This window comes from Marisediminitalea lipolytica (assembly GCF_001758465.1).
In the GTDB taxonomy this organism is placed as follows: Bacteria; Pseudomonadota; Gammaproteobacteria; order Enterobacterales; family Alteromonadaceae; genus Alteromonas; species Alteromonas lipolytica.
In genome coordinates this window covers 677,894-695,860 of record NZ_MJIC01000010.1, presented here as the reverse complement: position 1 = coordinate 695,860, position 17,967 = coordinate 677,894, and the positions used below count along the sequence as shown (strand labels likewise).

At 47.5% G+C, this 17,967-nt stretch carries 12 protein-coding genes; 4 read left to right on the top strand and 8 right to left on the bottom strand.

The window, feature by feature from the left end; genetic code table 11:
- Position 1: 1 nt before the first annotated feature.
- From BFC17_RS08555 to sohB, 4 genes are read right to left on the bottom strand one after another with little or no spacing between them, the layout of a single operon-like run.
- On the bottom strand, positions 2 to 748 hold the full coding sequence (locus BFC17_RS08555; protein WP_070176016.1) for a methyltransferase: 747 nt from the start codon (positions 746 to 748) through the stop codon (positions 2 to 4).
- 4 nt (positions 749 to 752) lie between these two features.
- A complete protein-coding gene (locus BFC17_RS08550; RefSeq protein WP_070176015.1) occupies positions 753 to 1,505 on the bottom strand; it encodes a Nif3-like dinuclear metal center hexameric protein in 753 nt (250 codons plus the stop codon).
- Positions 1,506 to 1,508: 3 nt separating this feature from the next.
- Positions 1,509 to 2,150, bottom strand: coding sequence for a TetR/AcrR family transcriptional regulator (locus BFC17_RS08545; protein ID WP_070176014.1), 642 nt, complete (start codon positions 2,148 to 2,150; stop codon positions 1,509 to 1,511).
- Positions 2,151 to 3,173, bottom strand: coding sequence for a protease SohB (gene sohB / locus BFC17_RS08540; protein WP_070176290.1), 1,023 nt, complete (start codon positions 3,171 to 3,173; stop codon positions 2,151 to 2,153).
- 1,226 nt (positions 3,174 to 4,399) lie between these two features.
- Here sohB and BFC17_RS08535 point away from each other — a divergent pair.
- Complete coding sequence (locus BFC17_RS08535; protein WP_070176013.1) at positions 4,400 to 5,176, top strand: hypothetical protein; 777 nt, start codon at positions 4,400 to 4,402, stop codon at positions 5,174 to 5,176.
- Between the two features lie 528 nt (positions 5,177 to 5,704).
- Here the strand turns inward: BFC17_RS08535 and BFC17_RS08530 are convergent.
- Positions 5,705 to 8,278: a VolA/Pla-1 family phospholipase gene (locus BFC17_RS08530; protein ID WP_070176012.1), complete on the bottom strand. Its 2,574-nt coding sequence runs from the start codon at positions 8,276 to 8,278 to the stop codon at positions 5,705 to 5,707.
- 342 nt (positions 8,279 to 8,620) lie between these two features.
- On the opposite strand from BFC17_RS08530, the gene BFC17_RS08525 reads away from it, so the two are divergent.
- Positions 8,621 to 9,364 carry a YciK family oxidoreductase gene (locus BFC17_RS08525; protein WP_070176011.1) on the top strand — a complete coding sequence of 248 codons (744 nt, stop codon included), beginning with the start codon at positions 8,621 to 8,623 and terminating at the stop codon, positions 9,362 to 9,364.
- 76 nt (positions 9,365 to 9,440) lie between these two features.
- Here BFC17_RS08525 and glnS read toward each other — a convergent pair whose 3' ends face one another.
- A complete protein-coding gene (gene glnS / locus BFC17_RS08520) occupies positions 9,441 to 11,108 on the bottom strand; it encodes a glutamine--tRNA ligase (RefSeq protein ID WP_070176010.1) in 1,668 nt (555 codons plus the stop codon).
- Positions 11,109 to 11,319: 211 nt separating this feature from the next.
- Here glnS and BFC17_RS08515 point away from each other — a divergent pair, with 211 nt between their 5' ends.
- Positions 11,320 to 12,339, top strand: coding sequence for a LacI family DNA-binding transcriptional regulator (locus tag BFC17_RS08515; RefSeq protein ID WP_070176009.1), 1,020 nt, complete (start codon positions 11,320 to 11,322; stop codon positions 12,337 to 12,339).
- 26 nt (positions 12,340 to 12,365) lie between these two features.
- Here BFC17_RS08515 and BFC17_RS08510 read toward each other — a convergent pair whose 3' ends face one another.
- A complete protein-coding gene (locus BFC17_RS08510; RefSeq protein WP_229680899.1) occupies positions 12,366 to 14,147 on the bottom strand; it encodes an alpha-amylase family glycosyl hydrolase in 1,782 nt (593 codons plus the stop codon).
- A 207-nt stretch (positions 14,148 to 14,354) separates the two neighbouring features.
- On the opposite strand from BFC17_RS08510, the gene amt reads away from it, so the two are divergent.
- Positions 14,355 to 17,423 (top strand): ammonium transporter, encoded by a 3,069-nt coding sequence (gene amt / locus BFC17_RS08505; RefSeq protein WP_083271646.1) that lies wholly within the window; start codon positions 14,355 to 14,357, stop codon positions 17,421 to 17,423.
- Here amt and BFC17_RS08500 read toward each other — a convergent pair.
- Positions 17,410 to 17,910, bottom strand: coding sequence for an RNA methyltransferase (locus BFC17_RS08500; protein ID WP_070176008.1), 501 nt, complete (start codon positions 17,908 to 17,910; stop codon positions 17,410 to 17,412). The two genes, amt and BFC17_RS08500, sit on opposite strands and share 14 nt — an antisense overlap.
- Between the last annotated feature and the right edge of the window lie 57 nt (positions 17,911 to 17,967).

Here is a 17,967-nt window from a genome sequence, read left to right as displayed (position 1 = left end):
CTTAGTTTTTTTCAAGCCACAGATGAAAATACTTGCCGAGCCACAGATACGGCTCCTGCGTGCAGTACTGTCGCTCTAACGCCAGTAGCTCTTCATAATGGGAGGCTGCCATGTCCTTGTCCCTGAGGTAATCGTGGAAGCAACGTATCCCTCGCATGGATTTAATGCTAAACCCGAGTTGCTCCAACCGGTCAATAACCACTTTCGGTGACAGCGGTTGCTGGGGGTTTAAACGGACCTGATTTTTTACTTTCATACCGCGGGCGATGTAGTCAAAGTTGCCATAAATGGCATTACTGAAAAGCGCCGCATCACGATTAAAAAACGTCAGGCTGAGTTTAGCCCCAGGGGCCATTTGTGTGCCAAGATGGGCCAGTGCGTCAAAGGGGTGTGCCAGCCATTCCAGTACCGCGTGACATACCACTACATCAAAGTCGCCAAGCTCATTGACCGAGAACAAATCGGCCTGACGGATATCAATGGCGCTATCCAGTTGCTCACGGGCCAGAGCCAGGATCTCCTCAGAAATATCGGTAAGGGTAAGATGGTGCCCCTGCGCGGCCAGAAAAGCAGACATCACGCCGGTACCGCCGCCCAGTTCAATAATGCGTTGCGGTGGTAAACCTGACAGCGACTCGCTGAGTACTTCACATAACAGTGTGTGCCTGAGCTGGCCCTTGGTGGTGCCGTAAATGTTACGGTTAAACTTATGGGCCAGACCGTTAAACGACTGATCTTTCAACGCCATGACCTCAGGCCGGATTATCGATATCGATGAAGGTAACGGTTAAATCGAACTCTTCAGCAAGATGCTCGCCTACGGCTTTAACGCCATATCGCTCGGTAGCATGATGACCCGCGGCAATAAACGCGATCCCCATTTCCCTGGCCACATGAATAGTTTGCTCAGATACTTCACCGCTAATAAACAAATCACAGCCGGCAGCAGCAGCCTGCTCAATAAAACCCTGGCCACCACCGGTACACCAGGCAACCAGACCAATTGACTTTTGAGTGTCACCTTCACAAACCACCAAATCACGGCCAAGTTTATTGCTTACCAAGGCAGCAAACTCGCCCAGGGTTGTGTTGGTCCTACCCTGATAGACAATGCCGGCTGGGCTGACCGTAGCCAGCGGCTCGATGTCTTCCAGTTCAAATACTTTGCCTAATTGCGCGTTATTTCCCCAATGGCTGTGCACATCAATGGGTAAATGGTAGGCCAGTAAGTTGATATCATGGCTCAGCAGGCTAGCAATGCGACGTTTTTTCATGCCGGTGAGGACTTCACTTTCCCCTTTCCAGAAATAGCCGTGATGGACCAGAATGGCATCCGCATTCACCGCAATGGCCGCATCAATAAGTTGCTGAGAGGCCGTAACACCGGTGACCAGGTGCTCGATAACCGGCCGTCCTTCGATTTGCAGGCCGTTAGGGCAATAATCCTTGATGGCAGCTACCTGTAACTCCTGATTAAGATAGCTGACTAACTGATTGGTTAACATGGTTTAAAACTCGTTCTGGTAGCCATCGCCACTGATCCCCTTGGCGACGAAGGGAAACAAGTGCTCGATAACATCGGCAATGTCAATGTCCTGCTGATAATCCGCTTTGGCAATATCTTTTAAGGCCTGGCTTGACGCCATGGAAAAGACAAAACTGCCAATAGCAAAGTGTAATCGCCAAAACAGCTCATCGGCCGGGATTGCTGGTAATGCGGTACGCAGCATGGCAAGAATGGTATGCACGGTGTCGCCGTAATTACCCATAATAAACCGGCGTAAATGGCCCTGTGACTCGGTATAACCCTTACCCAGTAACTGCACGAACATTTCGGTGCCATTGGGCTGAACCTCGTTGAGGTTTAGCAAGGGCCCCTTCAGGCTCTGCAGTACCTGATCCACACCGCGACGGCCAACGCTGGGAATAAGGGTTTCCAGGGCGGTATCAATTTGCGGCATCATGACATCAAAATAACGTTTGAGTAATGCCTGGATCAGATTTTTCTTACTGCCAAAATGATAATTAACCGACGCCAGATTAACATCTGCTCTGGCGGTGATTTCACGCATTGAAGTTTGGCCGTATCCCTGCAAGGCAAAGAGTTGCTCGGCGGCTTCAATAATTCGCGTTTTGGTTTGCTTGCTCATTTACGACTTTTTAAACCACTGTGGTAGTTGACTCACCATACGCATTAGCGCTCGCTCGGCCCCCTGCGCAAAGGACATACCTAATTTTTCTGCCACGTTTTTCTTTTGCATAAACTTAACAGCAAAAATATCCCGCTCAGGGTACACGCCCATAATGTAATCATCAGAGGTACTGATACCGTCTACAAGGCCCAGGGCCAGGGCCTGACTGCCATACCAGTATTCACCCGTGGCTACCTTGGCGATATCCAGATCCTTACGATTAGTACTGACCCAGTCCTTAAACATCACATGCACGGCTTCCAGTTCTTCCCGGAATTTTTCGCGGCCTTCATCGGTATTTTCACCAAACACCGTCAGAGTGCGTTTGTATTCACCGGCGGTGTGTTGCTCATAATCGATATCATTTTTCTTTAACAGCTTATGGAAGTTAGGTAACTGCGCCAGCACGCCTATAGAGCCGATTATAGCAAACTGACTGGCAATCAGCTTGTCTGCTACGCAGGCCATCATGTAACCACCACTTGCCGCCACTTTATCCACGGCGACGGTTAGTTTCAGGCCTTTATCACGGATCCGCTGTAACTGCGCTGCGGCCAGTCCGTAACCATGTACCACGCCACCGCCACTCTCAATTTTTACCAGTACTTCGTCTTTGTCCGTAGCGATACACAGCACAGCGGTAACTTCTTCGCGTAACTTTTCAACTTCATGGGCGTCCATGGAGCCTTTAAAATCGATAACAAAAAGCTTACCGGCATCATCAGCGGGTTCTTTCTTCTCTTTTTGCTTTTTCTTCTGTTCTTTAGCCAGTTTTTTCAGACTGGCTTTATCCAGGGTAACTTGCTGCGCATAATGGGTGATATCTTTTAGCTGCTCACTGATAGAGTGTATTTCTAACTGGCCTTTACCTTGTTTTTGTTTGGCCGCAGCGCCCGCCGCAACCGCCAGTATGATAACAATTGCCGCTACCAGGGTGACGGCTTTAGCTAAAAATAGTCCGTATTCGTATAAGAATTCCACAAATGCCTCTTGTGTTATGGTCTGTCTGATTTTTCTTGCTGAATCATACCAGCGATCGCCTGCCGTGACGACACACAATGCCACTCCCCCGGCTGTTGTGTCGTAAGCAGATGTAAAAATGGCCAGCCTGGCTTAGGCTGATAACAAATTGAGGAGCGGTATCATTGGCGGCGGTGACTGTTGTGTCCCGGAAGCCTTCGAGCGGAAATAGAGAAAGGGCACAAATACGGGGCGCAAAAGCGAAGTCAATAATGGCGAATTCGAGTGCGTTTTATCATCAAAGCGTGTTTTGGCTCACGCCATAATTTATTTGTTCTGTGCCGATTAGTTTAAAAAAAGATGCTTGCTCCAATCAAAAATTCAATTTCTGCAGGAACATCTGAGTTCGCCATTAAGAGTGTGCTCGTTATACCTTGATGCAGGACACTGCATCTTAAGCTGATTGCACTGAGACCGATTACCTCTGTAAACTTTGACACCTGTAATGATTGGCAAGACAGAATTGACAACAATATTTTCTAAATCCAAAGACTCACTATCGAGCGTAGTGCACCCCGATAGGGCTACAGATGAAAGGGTAACGAAATACACTATCGAAAACTTTTTCATTAGTTAAACTCCTTGTAGCACGTAACAGCTTGCTATCGAGAATTCACAGTAACACGCCGTCTTATTCATCCCTGAAATCCCAACATAATTTTGTGATAACAATACCTTACACCTGATTATAAGCCCGTTTCCAATGGTTTTTTAAGATAAGCGAAAAAGTTTGTATTTAATGAGCCAGTCTTTTGAGGAGATCCTTGATATCGCTATGCGATTCAGGGATGACAAGGTTGGTTTCAGGGATTAGACAGGATGCTGAACTTGTCCGGAATTCACTCAGGCTGTTTGAAATAAACTTTCTCCTTTATTATTAGCTGTTAGTTTGAAAGCTTCTTCGAAGATTTCAATCGCGATATGTTTCGTTGTTAGCATTTTTTCCAAGCGCGAGCAAAGTTATGCGGCTTATAACTCCCTAATGGCTTTCTTTAACTCTTAAACGCTCATAATCGATATCTTTTTGAATATAATTCGTAAATTGTCAATTTTTTTTACATTCGTGAAAGTGTAAAAATAAAAAGTGAATACAAAATAAACACTTAAAAAAATGGACCAATTATTGCTATGCAACATTTATATTAATCGATACTAAAAACATGTGTACATAGAAAGGAAGTAAAACCATGAAAAGATTAGCAATATCGCTATTTTTTACGCTTTTTATATCCCAAACAGCGAATGCGAGCGTTATCGCTTTGTTCGGTGATCGCGGTGAAAAAAATACAGTCGCGAATAAACTAATGTCTCTTGGCCACACAGTTACCACATTTGGAACGAATATTAACGGCGATTTAAGCGTGTATGATTCTGTTTGGGGAATCAGTGCATTTGACCCACTATCAACAAGTGAACAAACGGTATTAAGTAACTACCTTGCTAGCGGCGGCGGTCTTTATTTAACCGGTGAGCGCCCGTGCTGCGAAACATTGAATTCGAGTTTAACAAGTTTTGTGAATGGTGTTTTAGACGCGCCAACCGTACAAATTGGGGGCTTGGGTGATGCTGGTTCAGTAGGCTACATTAATCCAACCGTGGTTGGTAATCTAGCTAATTTGCCAAATACAGTGACTACATGGTCTCCTAACGCAAGTGGTGGGATTTCAGGTGTCCTAGCTAATAATGTATTTGCCTCTACAGCAACTAATGTGACTAATGCGGCGGCTTGGGATATGGATGACTTAGTAGGCGACGCTGGCCGCTTGGTGGTAATGATGGATGTAAACTGGCACACTAACGGCCAGTTAGATTTGCTGGAGAATATTGAAGTGTTCTTGAGCAGTGCATCAATTTTGCAGCAGACCCCAACTCCACAGGTTAACGTAAGCGCACCAACAAATTCCGTATATATGCTGTTGGGACTTGCAGGTATTGTAATGATGCGTCGTAAAAAACGCGCTTAAATACAGATAAATTCACCTAGCGTACTAGTAGCAATATTAGTACGCTAGATAATTCAGAACGCTTGCTGAATATCACCTTCAGCTTTTCGATCTAATCTCAATATCACTTAATTAAAATAATACTAGCCAGAAGACTCACCTTTTGTTGCAAAGGCAAAACACGGTTTAGACACCGAAAAAGTGGACAATCACCGAGTATTTTTAAACTATGCCTTCACACGACCACTACCGGTTTCCAATTAGGTTTTTTATACTAGGCTTAACTTGCCTTCCAAGGCCGTTCACAATGTTTCCTTCAAATTCAAAATAGATTCCCCAGGGCATACCAGGGGTTCTTTATGTTACAGCACCATTCGGAGCTGATCTGAATCCTTCTGACCTTGATGCTGAACCGTTCGGTATAGGATTTAATGGTTTACAGCTTGATTAAAAAAGAAAAACGGGATCTTATCGATCCCGTTTCTATTATCAGCCCTTACCTGGCTGGTTTTTCATTTCAGGTTTAACAAGGTCCTTAAGGCACCATTGTTAATTGGCTACCACCGCTTCATTAGTAATGGGCAGTTCCTGAGCGTTAGATTTAAAATATCCACCTACTTCCAGCTGCATTTCCCGGGTGACCGCAGCATCCGCTACGGGACTCAGGCTTGAACCGTGGCCACCACTGGTAAAGCGTACCTGACCACTAACCGTATCCGGCGCAAGAGAGATGGTTGACGATACCTGTTGTAAACCAATCATCGCTGCCAGCGGGTTCTGTCCGGACAATGGTAAAGCGGTATCTACCGGTATCACCTGATCAGGTAAATTGGTACCACCGTCGCCAACAACAGACATAAAATGAACTGGCGTGTTCGCGCCCAGAGTAGCGGCATAAGCCGATGGATCGGCAGCATCCAGAATGGTCTGGGCAGCAAAAATAAACTGCGAGAATAAACCCGCCGCTGCTGCGGCCTGCTCAGCACTCATCAGCGCCGTAAAGTCCACGTAAGCCTGGGCCAACTGCGCTTCCGTCGCATCGGCGCCGTAGGTTTGCCCCACATAAGCAACAAACTCATCAGAAGATTCACTCAGCAGCAAGGCTTTAATTAACGGACCAAATCTGGGCGACTCCAACAGGAAGTTGGCTATACCACTGCCGGCAGATTCCAGTGATGCAGCTTTCACCGCAAACATTGCGTCCAGTACAGGGTTGCCCAGAGTGGAGTTGGCCAACGCTGCAAAATTAGCGCTGCTAATCGCCCCCAGAGAGACCCCCATGACTGAAACGTTACTGCTATCTAAATCAACAGCCTGGGAAGCCGTTAAATCTGCCACTGCATTCAGGCCCAGACGTAATCCGAGAAGATCAGCCATACCCTGACGCAGATTATCCCGGGCTACAGGTAACGTGCCCAGATTCATATAATGCGTGGCGGAAACACTGCTGGCGTTAAGATCATCGGTTCCGTCGCCATCAACATCAAATCCTCGACTGCCGTGTAGCGGCAGGTCAATAGCAATGGATGCAATACCGTGCAGCGCTAACGTACCTGTAATGGCCAGCATATCCTCTTTTTTACTGGTTATACCATGCACCAGGATAGCGACCGGCCAACCATCAGCTGGCTTGCTAATGGGAAATCCTAACGCTGTAGCAATTACCGGATCAGGTGTGGTTACCTGCACATCCAGCTGATTGTCTGCCACAGTTACCTGTGGAATAGGACTAAAGCGCGTAAGGTTACGGTGGCTATCAAGCATCTCACCATTAAAACGTAAGTCTGCCAGTCCTGCCTGGCTGCACAGCGCGTAATTTGGTCCCGGCGTAGCAGCGCCCAGCACCTCAGCCGGCGCACCGGCCAGTACGATGCCACTGTCACAGGCAGCATGCCAAAAATCATTTACAGGCGCTAACGGATTAGTCATAGACGGCACCGCCGAGTAGTAAGGCAGGGAAACAGAGCCGGTATACCGCTGCGCCGCACAAAATGGACCGGCCTCGGCAGCAAATGACTGCGAAAGACCTGTCGCAACAGTTTCCATTGGTCCCCAGTAAGCACTTAACTGGCCCGTCAGCGTGCCAAAAATACCATCACAGGTTTGTAACAGGCTAAAATCCGTCGCATCAATGGCAGCCTGAATCTGTGCAGACTGACCGGCTTTGGCCAAAGATAGTGCCCCGGCCAGCGTCTCATCGTTAATCAGGTTCAGCGCTTCCATGGCATTGTCTGGTCCGGTAGCATCCTGCACCTGAATTACCGGCAAGGCTGACGCCGGGTTGCCCGCCCCTGTGGTTAAAATGGTAACCAGGTCAGCCACCATCAGCTGTTTAAGCGTGCTCATCACGTCAAAAGTAGATTGCGTGGTAAAAGCGGCTACATAGGTAATTTCTTCCCGTTCAAACCCAGCCCCTAACAGCGGCGTGATATAGGAATTTACCAGGGTTTGCAGGGTCAACTGATCTTCTGTGGCCAATGGTGAAGTGCTAATATCCTGACGCACCAAATCCCAGGTAGTTGAGCCTTGCACGGCTTTACCCGATGTATCTTTTAGTGCGGTGGTCATTACCAGCATATGCCCTTTTGCCGGTTTAAGCGGCTTTAACGGCACAACATTAACGGTATTGTCATCCGCCAGGGATAATACATAGTCAACGCCATAGGTTAACTGATCACCGAGTTTACATCCCGAAGATGGAATAGCTGCGTCGGCACAATCCGGATCGCTTTGATCCAGACCCAGGGTGGCCTCAAATAACAAAATACCGGCAGACAGTGTTGACGCATCCAGAGCAACACCGGCAGCGGTGTCTACATTGATGGCAAAAGGATGCTGAATTGACCAGCCGTCGATAATGTTCAGCGCATTTTGCGGATCGCCAAAATCACTGGGATCGGCCACCGGGATATTTAAGGTGTAATCAAAAAAGCCGTCGTCACCAGGTAGCATTAGTAGATCGTTAGGAATATTCAGGTCGCCATTTGCCGGATCAAAGACAATACGTGAGAACGGGGTTTCGACTTCGGTCTGATTGTTAATGTCTTCAATGGATTCACCACCACCGCAACCGGCTAACCCCAGTGCCAAGGCCACACTGGTGCTAAGGATTAGTTTTTTCATTATATCTCCCTACAATACGGATTATTGTTATTCTGGTGTCTGATTGGTCCGGCAGCAAATAAAAAGGCTTAATGCCTTGAAAGCCGAGCAAAATTCAAACAAGTACGACCAGTTACTCAACACATATTATTTTCTTTACGCGGAATTTGCAAAATATTGTTAACTTTTTGTTAGTCATTTCCGTAAACATCACCTGAATAGCCAGTTTATCGACTATTCCTCTACGCTTATTGCGTCAACGCAAAAGAATCGGTTTACATAAAACAGGATATTTGTATCATCACAGCACTTTTGCCCCATAATGCTGGGTATGATGAGAAAGTTTAGCAGGAAACTTGATTTATGAACGATTACATCGCACCGGATAATTTACTAAACGGTAAAACCATTCTGATTACCGGCGCTGGCGATGGTATTGGCAAACAGGCAGCCATTACCTACGCATCCCATGGTGCTACCTGTATATTACTGGGTAAAACCGTGAGTAAACTCGAAGCGGTTTATGATGAGATTGTCGCTGCCGGTGCGCCGGAGCCAGCCATTGTGCCGCTGGATTTAAACGGCGCTACGCCCAAGCACTACCAGGATATGGCAAATACCATTGGCGATCAGTTTGGTCAGCTCGACGGAATTTTATTTAATGCCGGAAAATTAGGCCACCTGAGCCCGTTCGTGCAGATTCCGGTTGATGAATGGCAGCAAGTAATGCAGGTTAACGTAAACAGCAGTGTTTACATGCTGCAACCGTTGTTACCGCTGTTACTGAAATCCGCCGCTGCCTCGGTTATTTTTACCAGCTCGTCGGTGGGACGCAAAGGACGGGCATTCTGGGGCACCTATTCGGTCTCAAAATTTGCCACTGAAGGCTTAATGCAGGTGCTGGCCGACGAGTACAAAAACAAGCCACTGCGTTTTAACTGTATAAATCCTGGTGCAACCCGCACTGCAATGCGTGCTAAAGCCTTTCCGGCAGAAAATGCAGAAACGCTGAAAACACCGGCAGACATTATGCCGCTGTATCTTTACCTGATGGGTGAAGACAGTAAGGACGTAAACGGCGAATCTTTTGATTGCCAACCCAAATAGGCTTTGTAGCTGTAAGCCCATAAACGCGAAAAGCCCCGCATAACGGGGCTTTTTCATATCACAGCTAACGGGCTATTTAATCGCCAATTTTAGCCCAGGTGTCTCGCAAACCCACGGTTTGGTTAAACACCAGCTGTGCATCACTGCTGTCTTTATCCAGACAGAAATAACCGGTTCTTTCAAACTGCCAGCTACCTACTTCCGGTACTCTGGACGCTAAGCCCGGCTCTACCCAACCCTTTTTAATGATCAGGCTTTCGCTGTTAATGGCATCAACAAAGTTTTCTTCAGCGGCAGGGTTAGGCACCGTAAAGAGACGGTCATACAAACGGAACTCAGCCGCTTCACCACTGGCCACATCGACCCAGTGAATAACGCCTTTTACCTTGCGACCATCGGCCGGGTCTTTGCCCAGTGTGTCAGGATCGTAGGTACAGTAAACCGTGGTAACATTCCCTTCGGCATCCTTCTCCACGCGGTTGGCCTGAACCACGTAAGCATTACGCAGACGCACTTCTTTATCCAGTACCAGACGCTTGAACTTCTTATTGGCAGACTCACGGAAATCGTCGGCTTCAATCCACACTTCACGACCAAAAGACAGGTTACGCGTACCCATACTTTCATCATTAGGATGATTTGGTGCCACCAGTGTTTCGCTCTCACCTTGGGGAAAATTCTCGATAACCAGTTTAATGGGATCGAGCACAGCCATCGCACGTGGTGCGTTGACGTTCAGGTCATCACGGATACAGGCTTCGAGCATGCTCATTTCCACCATGTTATCCATTTTGGTAATACCGATACGCTGACAAAACTCAACTACGGCACCTGGCGTATAGCCGCGACGGCGCAAGCCCGCAATGGTAGGCATACGCGGGTCATCCCAACCAGCAACGTGTTTTTCTTCAACCAGTTGAATCAGTCGACGCTTACTCAGCACCGTGTATTCCAGATTAAGACGCGAAAACTCATACTGATGAGGCGTACAGTCTATGGTGATGTTTTCGATAACCCAGTCATATAAACGACGATTGTCCTGGAACTCCAGCGTACATAATGAATGCGTAATGCCTTCAATCGCATCAGAAATACAGTGGGTAAAATCGTACATCGGGTAGACGCACCATTTTTCGCCGGTCTGATGGTGATGAGCAAACTTGATGCGATAAATGACCGGGTCGCGCATACACATAAACGGCGAAGCCATGTCGATTTTTGCGCGTAAACAGCAATGCCCTTCCGCATAATCGCCAGCGGTCATTTTGGCAAATTCAGCCAGGTTGGTTTCAACACTGGTGTCCCGGTAAGGGCTGTTAGTACCTGGTTCAGTCAGGGTGCCGCGCATCTCTCGCATGGCTTCTTGAGTACTGAAATCCACGTAGGCCAGACCTTTCTCTATAAGTTCAATGGCATAGCCATGTAAACGGTCGAAATAGTCCGATGAATAACGAGCTTCACCGTCCCAGTCGAATCCCAGCCACTTAACGTCCTGCTGGATCGAATTAACGTATTCGATATCTTCTTTGGCCGGGTTAGTGTCGTCAAAACGCAGATTACAGGTACCGTTGTAATCTCTTGCTATCCCAAAATTCAGACAAATCGATTTCGCATGTCCGATGTGCAGAAACCCGTTTGGCTCTGGAGGAAAACGCGTTTTAATGCTGGTGTGTACCCCGTTAGCGAGGTCTTTATCAATGATTTGACGGATAAAGTTGGTCGGACGGTGTTCAGTCTCGGCCATTCGCGATGTCCTCTTATTATAATGTTTTAGTGAAATACGTGATGAAGCAGCCGAAAAACGCTATGCTGATACTTCAAATTAATAAAAGTATATCACTGTCTTAGGGGTGCTAACCAACACTACTTAGCAATCAGTGTAATAAACCGCGTTTCGTTTGCCTATTAAACAAACGCTTTGCATACGATAAAAAGCATAACACCATAAATAGCGTATGAAGCATAAGCCAACGTCCTTTGATATCGCCCATCTTGCAGGCGTGTCTCAATCCACCGTATCACGCGCACTGAATGATAGTCCGCTGGTTAGCATTACCACACGGCAAAAAGTGCAGGCCATCGCCCGTGAACTCAATTACCAGGTAGATAAAAATGCCAGTAATCTGCGCCGTCAGCGCAGCAGCACCATCGCGCTATTAATGTTTGAAGACCCAACCTCTGATGATTCCCTGATAAACCCGTTTTTTCTTGCCATGCTGGGCAGTATCACCAGGGCTTGTGCCGCCAAAGGCTACGACCTGTTGGTGTCGTTTCAGAATTTGCAAAACAACTGGCAGGCAGAATACGAAGACTCCCACAAAGCTGACGGCCTGATATTGCTGGGCTATGGCGATTACCGGGCCTACGCGGGCAAACTGGCACAGCTTCGTCAGCACAATACCCACGTTATGCGCTGGGGCGCACCGGTTGAAAAATGGCCGGGAATATCCATTGGCTGTGATAATTTTGAGGGCAGCCAGGCCATAACCCGGCACTTATTGACCCATGGCTACGAGCGATTTGCCTTTATCGGCGATACAGGCGACAAAGCCCCTGAATTTCAGAGTCGCTATGAAGGCTTTCTCGCCGCGCTAAAAGACACGGCTAGCCATGCACAATACGACGCTATTTCAGCAGAAGATGCCGGCCACCATGCTATCAATGCATTACTTGAAAGTAATACACCACTGCCCGATGCCATCGTCTGTGCCGCAGACATAATAGCTGTAGGGGTAATAAAGGCGCTTAATCAGGCTGGTGTTAAAGTGCCAGAAGACGTTGCCGTAGTGGGGTTTGACAATATTCAGATCGCCGCCTTTACCACGCCGGGCCTGACCACCGTGCAACAAAATACGGCCCAGGCTGGCGAAATGCTGGTAGCAAACTTATTGCTGGCCATAGAAGGCCAGCCAACCAGAGATCACCTGTTACCCACTTCTTTAGTGATCAGACAATCCTGTGGTTGTCAGGCTTAACTCCGTCACCAGCTTACCAGTAATTGCTATTGTCGGCTCATTTGAGTCAGCAAGGCCTGGGTAAAAGCAGGATTGGCTACAGCCCCGTTGCGCACAAACACGCGCACTGAATGGCCAGGCACCTCACTGGTTAACGCTCCATTATCAACGACGACTGACTGGCCGGTTACCTGCTCCTGCCAGGTACCTGACTCAACAAACTTACTGGCTGACATCTGCGCTGGTGTGTCGCTTTTATTCAGCATGACCAAAGCAATCTGACTGACGCCTTGCTCTACTAACACGCGGTAAAACATCGCCTGATTGCCCACCAGGCTCAGGTTATATTGCAACCCCCGTTGTAAGGCCGGCGTATTTTTACGAATTTGCGCAATAGTGCTTAGCGCCTGACGAATGGGATTGTCGCGTTGCTGATAAAGCCGTGACTGCCCGATAAAGTTACGATTCCCCTGGTGCTCTGCCGTTCCGCGCATAAAAGCAAATTCAGAACCCTGATAGACCACCGGAATTCCCCGCGCTGTAAATAACCAGTTATGGGCGTCAATAAACCCTTCGTCACTGGCGTTCATACGTGCCATATCGTGATTATCATAAAACGTAGTGAGCTCATAGGGGTTATGATAAGGGCCATGGGTCAGGTAAAGGTGTTCTGAAAGACTGCCATAATCACTATCCGGGGATTCAAACAGGTTTACCATGGCTTTTTGTAGCGGAAAATCCAAAACTGCGATTCCGCCATTTTTAGGCTGGGTATGCTGAGCAATAAAATTGGCATCGTACTGAAAACTTTCACCAAACATATAAAACCCGGGGTGCTTTGCCCGAATCCGCTCTGCCATGGTGCGCCAGAATTCATGGGAAACATGTCGAATAGTATCAATTCTGAACGCGTCTGCTCCCTGCTCTATCCAGTACAAATAGCTGTTAATCAGGTAATCCTGCACTGCCGGATTGTTTTCGTTAAGGTTAGATAACTTAACCAGATCCGGATAAGGATGGAAAAAGGCATGTAACGGTTCGGTTTGCGGGGATAAGGCCGCGGGAGCCAGATTCATATGATCGGCCACCAGGGTACCTTCAGCATCATAGAGTTCACCATAGCCCGGCTGATCAACAGGCATAGTCCAGCTTGGCGTACCGTGATTAGCGACAATATCAAAGACGGTTTTTAAGCCTTTATCATGCAGGGCGCGGGTAAAATCAGCATAACTTAGCTGCTGACTGATAAGGTGTTCATCCGCTTTGTAAAAGTTGGTAGCCCAGTAGCCGTGATAACCGGTTTTACCGCCGTCTTTAAACTGCCCCCCAAAGGTAATGGGTTCATCACCGGTAAACGCTTCATCAGGATTATCCAGGATGGGCGACAGCCAAACCGCGGTAAAGCCCATATCACTGATGTAATCAGCGTTATTTAATACCCCTTGCAAATCGCCGCCCATATAGCCGACATTTGCAAACTGCCCGTCCGGGCCATCCAGACGTAACTGCCAGGTAGGATTATTTAGCCCCTGAGTTTCATGATTATTGCTGGGATCGCCATCAACAAACCTGTCGGTTAACACAAAATAGATAGCCTGAGCAGTAAAGGGTTCCTTACTACCATAGATTTCGACCTGATTAGATTTTTCTGTTGCGCCACAGCCAGTAAGTAACACTGCAACCAGAGTCGCGCCTGACAAACAGGCTGGCTTTAAAACACTGTTCAATTGGGTACCGCCATTTTTGAGGTAAATAGTCACCAGCACCTCAGCTAACATAAAAGGGCCGGTGACTGCGATGACAAGGGTAACGTCATTGGGAAACCACATATTATTGTTGACCTGAACAACAATAACACCTTGTTAACAACACCATAAATACTAACCACTGTTCCTTATGACGCCAACATTGTGCATACGTATTCAGATGTTCTTTAACAAATCATTCATTTTTATTAACGCATGGCATGACTCATGCTTCAAATTTAAACTAAGTATTTTGTGGTTTTGCACAGTACTGCAAAAGGAATAGTAGATTTGGATACGGCCTGGCTTTTATTTGCTGCAATTTTGGTTTTCTGTATGCAGGCAGGCTTTTTATGCCTTGAAACGGGCAAAGTTCGCAGTAAGAACAGTATCAACGTAGCCGCCAAGAACCTGTCCGACTTTATCGTGTCGGCCATTTTGTTCTGGTCTTTTGGTTTTGCCATCATGTTTGGTCAGACAACAATGGGCTATTTCGGTACATCAGAGTTCCTTTTTGGTGCAACCCACTCCCCCTGGCAGTACAGCTTTTTTCTCTTTCAACTGATGTTCTGTGGTACAACCGCTACTTTGGTATCGGGTGCCGTGGCAGAAAGAATGTCTTATCGCGGTTATCTGGTGATTACCGTGGTGCTTTGCTCACTCATTTACCCTTTTGTAGGTCACTGGGCCTGGAGTTCTTTGTTTAACCCTGAAAATCCGGGCTGGCTTGAAACTCAGGGCTTCATCGATTTTGCCGGCTCGACAGTAGTTCACTCAGTCGGCGGCTGGGTAAGCCTGGCGGCAATTATGGTTCTGGGCGCCAGAACCGGTCGCTTCGACAGCACTAAAACCTTCCCGGCGGGTAGCAATTTACCACTTTCTGTTATGGGCACTTTACTGATCTGGCTGGGCTGGTTTGGTTTTAATGGTGGCAGTACCCTTGAGTTTAACGATCAGGTACCGCTGATTTTAGTGAATACCTGTCTGGCTGCCGCCTTTGGTGGCTTGAGTGCCAGTGCCCTGTTTGTTGCCCGTCATCGGTATCTTGATGTCAGTATCATGCTGAATGGCGTAATCGCCGGTTTGGTGGCTATTACAGCGGGCGCTAATGTGGTTAGTTCAGGCTCCGCGGCGCTGATTGGTATTTTAGCTGGCCTTATTATGTATGGCGGCGAACGGTTACTGCTCACCTTACGCCTTGATGATGCTCTGGGTGTGGTACCGGCGCATTTATTCGCTGGCATTTGGGGAACCCTGGCTGTAGCACTGTTCCATAACGCTATCGAGATGTTTTCGGCAAGTTTCTGGAGTCTGTTATGGAGCCAGGTACTGGGCATTGTTGTAGTTGGCCTGTACAGTTTTTTACTGGCGTGGATTGCTTTGCATAGTATTAATCGCTTTATCCCTTTACGCGTGTCCCCGGAACAAGAGTACCTGGGGATGAATATTACCGAACATAAAGCCACCACAGAATTATTAGATCTGCTTAATTCGATGGATGCACAGGAGCGCGAGGCAAACTTTAATCAGCGTGTCCCGGAAGAGCCGTTTACTGAAGTTGGCCAAATCGCTAAACAATACAACCGGGTTATCGAGCGTGTGCAGCACGAAATGACCCAGCGGGATAAGACTCTCAGCGACTTTAAAAGCAGTGAGAAACGCAAGAGTGCTATTCTTAACTCGGCTATGGACAGTATTGTTACCATTAATCTGGATGGACAAATCATTGAGTTTAATCCCGCTGCTGAACGGGCCTTTGGCTGCTTGCAAAGTAAGGTGCTTAAACGCAATTTTATTGATTTGTTTATTCTCGATAAAGATCGTGAAGCCGTCACTGAAAGTCTGGAAAGTAAGTTTGTTACCTCTGGTGGACTGATTATTAACCGGCGTAACACATTGCTGCTTAAACGCTCTACTGGTGATACCTTTCCGGCAGAAATCACCATTACCGGCACCAGCTTTGGTAGCAGTATCAATAACGAATTCACCCTGCATATTCGTGATGTCACCCGACAACGCCGTTTACAGGAAAAGCTGCGGGAGCTGGCTTACAGCGATCCCCTTACTGGCTTATATAACCGAACCTATTTCTTAGACGCTTTACAACGAACGATACGTAACCTGCATCAGGACGATGAGACTGTAGCGGTATTTTTTCTTGACCTCGATCGGTTTAAAAAAATTAATGATACCCTTGGGCATAAAGCCGGCGATGAACTGTTAATGGAAGTCGCCACTCGTTTAGTCAACGTCACCCGAGAAAAAGACACCATTTGCCGCTGGGGCGGCGATGAATTTGTGATCATGATGAGTGGCAATCACAACGAACAAACCGTTGTTACCAGCGCCACCAAGATTTTACAGGTGATGCGTGAAGTCGTTGTGTTAAGTGGCCGGGAGCTTAGGATCCCTACCAGCATCGGTATCAGCCTCACCGCTGATAACACGTGCCAGCCGATGACCCTGATTCAGCAGGCTGATATCGCCATGTATAACGCCAAACAGGCGGGTCGGGATAACTTTAAAATTTTCCAAAGCAGCATGGCCAGCGATGCATCTGAACAATTTAACTTTGAACAGACCCTGCGTCTGGCCATTCAGGCCGGTACCCAGTTTCACATGTTCTATCAGCCTAAAGTCAATAAAGACCAACAGATGACGGGACTTGAGGCGCTGGTGAGGCTGGAACTGTCGCCAGGGAAATTTACTTCGCCTGCGGAGTTCATCCCGGTGGCAGAAGAATCCGGCCAGATCATTGCGCTGGAAGAATTGATCCTGCGACTGGTATTTAGCCAGCTGGCCAATTGGCATAAACGGTTTAACAATACGCCGCGAGTGTCGATTAATTTATCCGGCAAACATTTGTTATCAGAAACGTTCCTGCCCTACCTGAACAAATGCATGGCAGAATTTGCTATCCCGGGAGAATGGATAGAATTTGAAGTCACAGAAAGCGTGTTCCTTAATGATATGGACCGCTGTATTCAGGTACTTCAGGTACTACAAGGATTCAATATCGCCATTTCCATTGATGACTTCGGGACTGGCTATTCGTCTCTCAATTACCTGAAAAACCTGCCTATTGACGTCCTTAAAATTGATCGTTCATTTGTGCTCGAATGTGCCAGCTTAAAAGAAGATGCCAAAATTTGTTCCACCATCATCGAGCTGGCTTCAACGCTGGGTTTGAAAACCATAGCTGAAGGGGTTGAAACGGAGGCGCAGTTTCAGTTTTTGAAAGAGCAGCGTTGCAATGATTTTCAGGGATATTACTTTTACCGGCCCATGGCAGTAGAACGTATCGATGAATTACTGGAAGTTCACAATCAGGCGCTGGCTTCCAATGTCACCGAAGCGTAAGGCGATTATTGGTGTCCCTGCTTTGGCGTATAAGCTCGACAGAATCATCATAGTCTCGTTTAGCCATACGATCATATAATAAGACGTTAACCGTGGCGGCCAGATTAAGACTGTTAGCCGTGGGGATATAAACCACATGATCGCACAAATCTACCAGCGCAGCGTCCAGGCTGCCGTCTTCCGGGCCAAACATATAGTAAGCATTGTGCGGATGCTCAAACACCGGTAATGGTGTTGCTCCCTCAACCAGCTCGACCCCCACTATCGTTGCCCCTTTCGGAATAGCCGCAGAGAGATCATCTACCCCAACGGTGGGAATGGTGCGGTGAAAGGACTTAGTGTCGGCATGAAACTCTTTAGCATGGCGAAACCGCTGCCCGGTATAAAATACACTACTGACACCAAAACACCCTGCTGCACGTAAAATACTCGCCACATTAGTAGCAGTTTTTGGGTTTTGCAATCCTATGGTTACTGCGCTGTACATATGGTCATTCCCCGCCAAAATGTAGGCATTGTAGTCAGTTCCTGACAGATAACAACA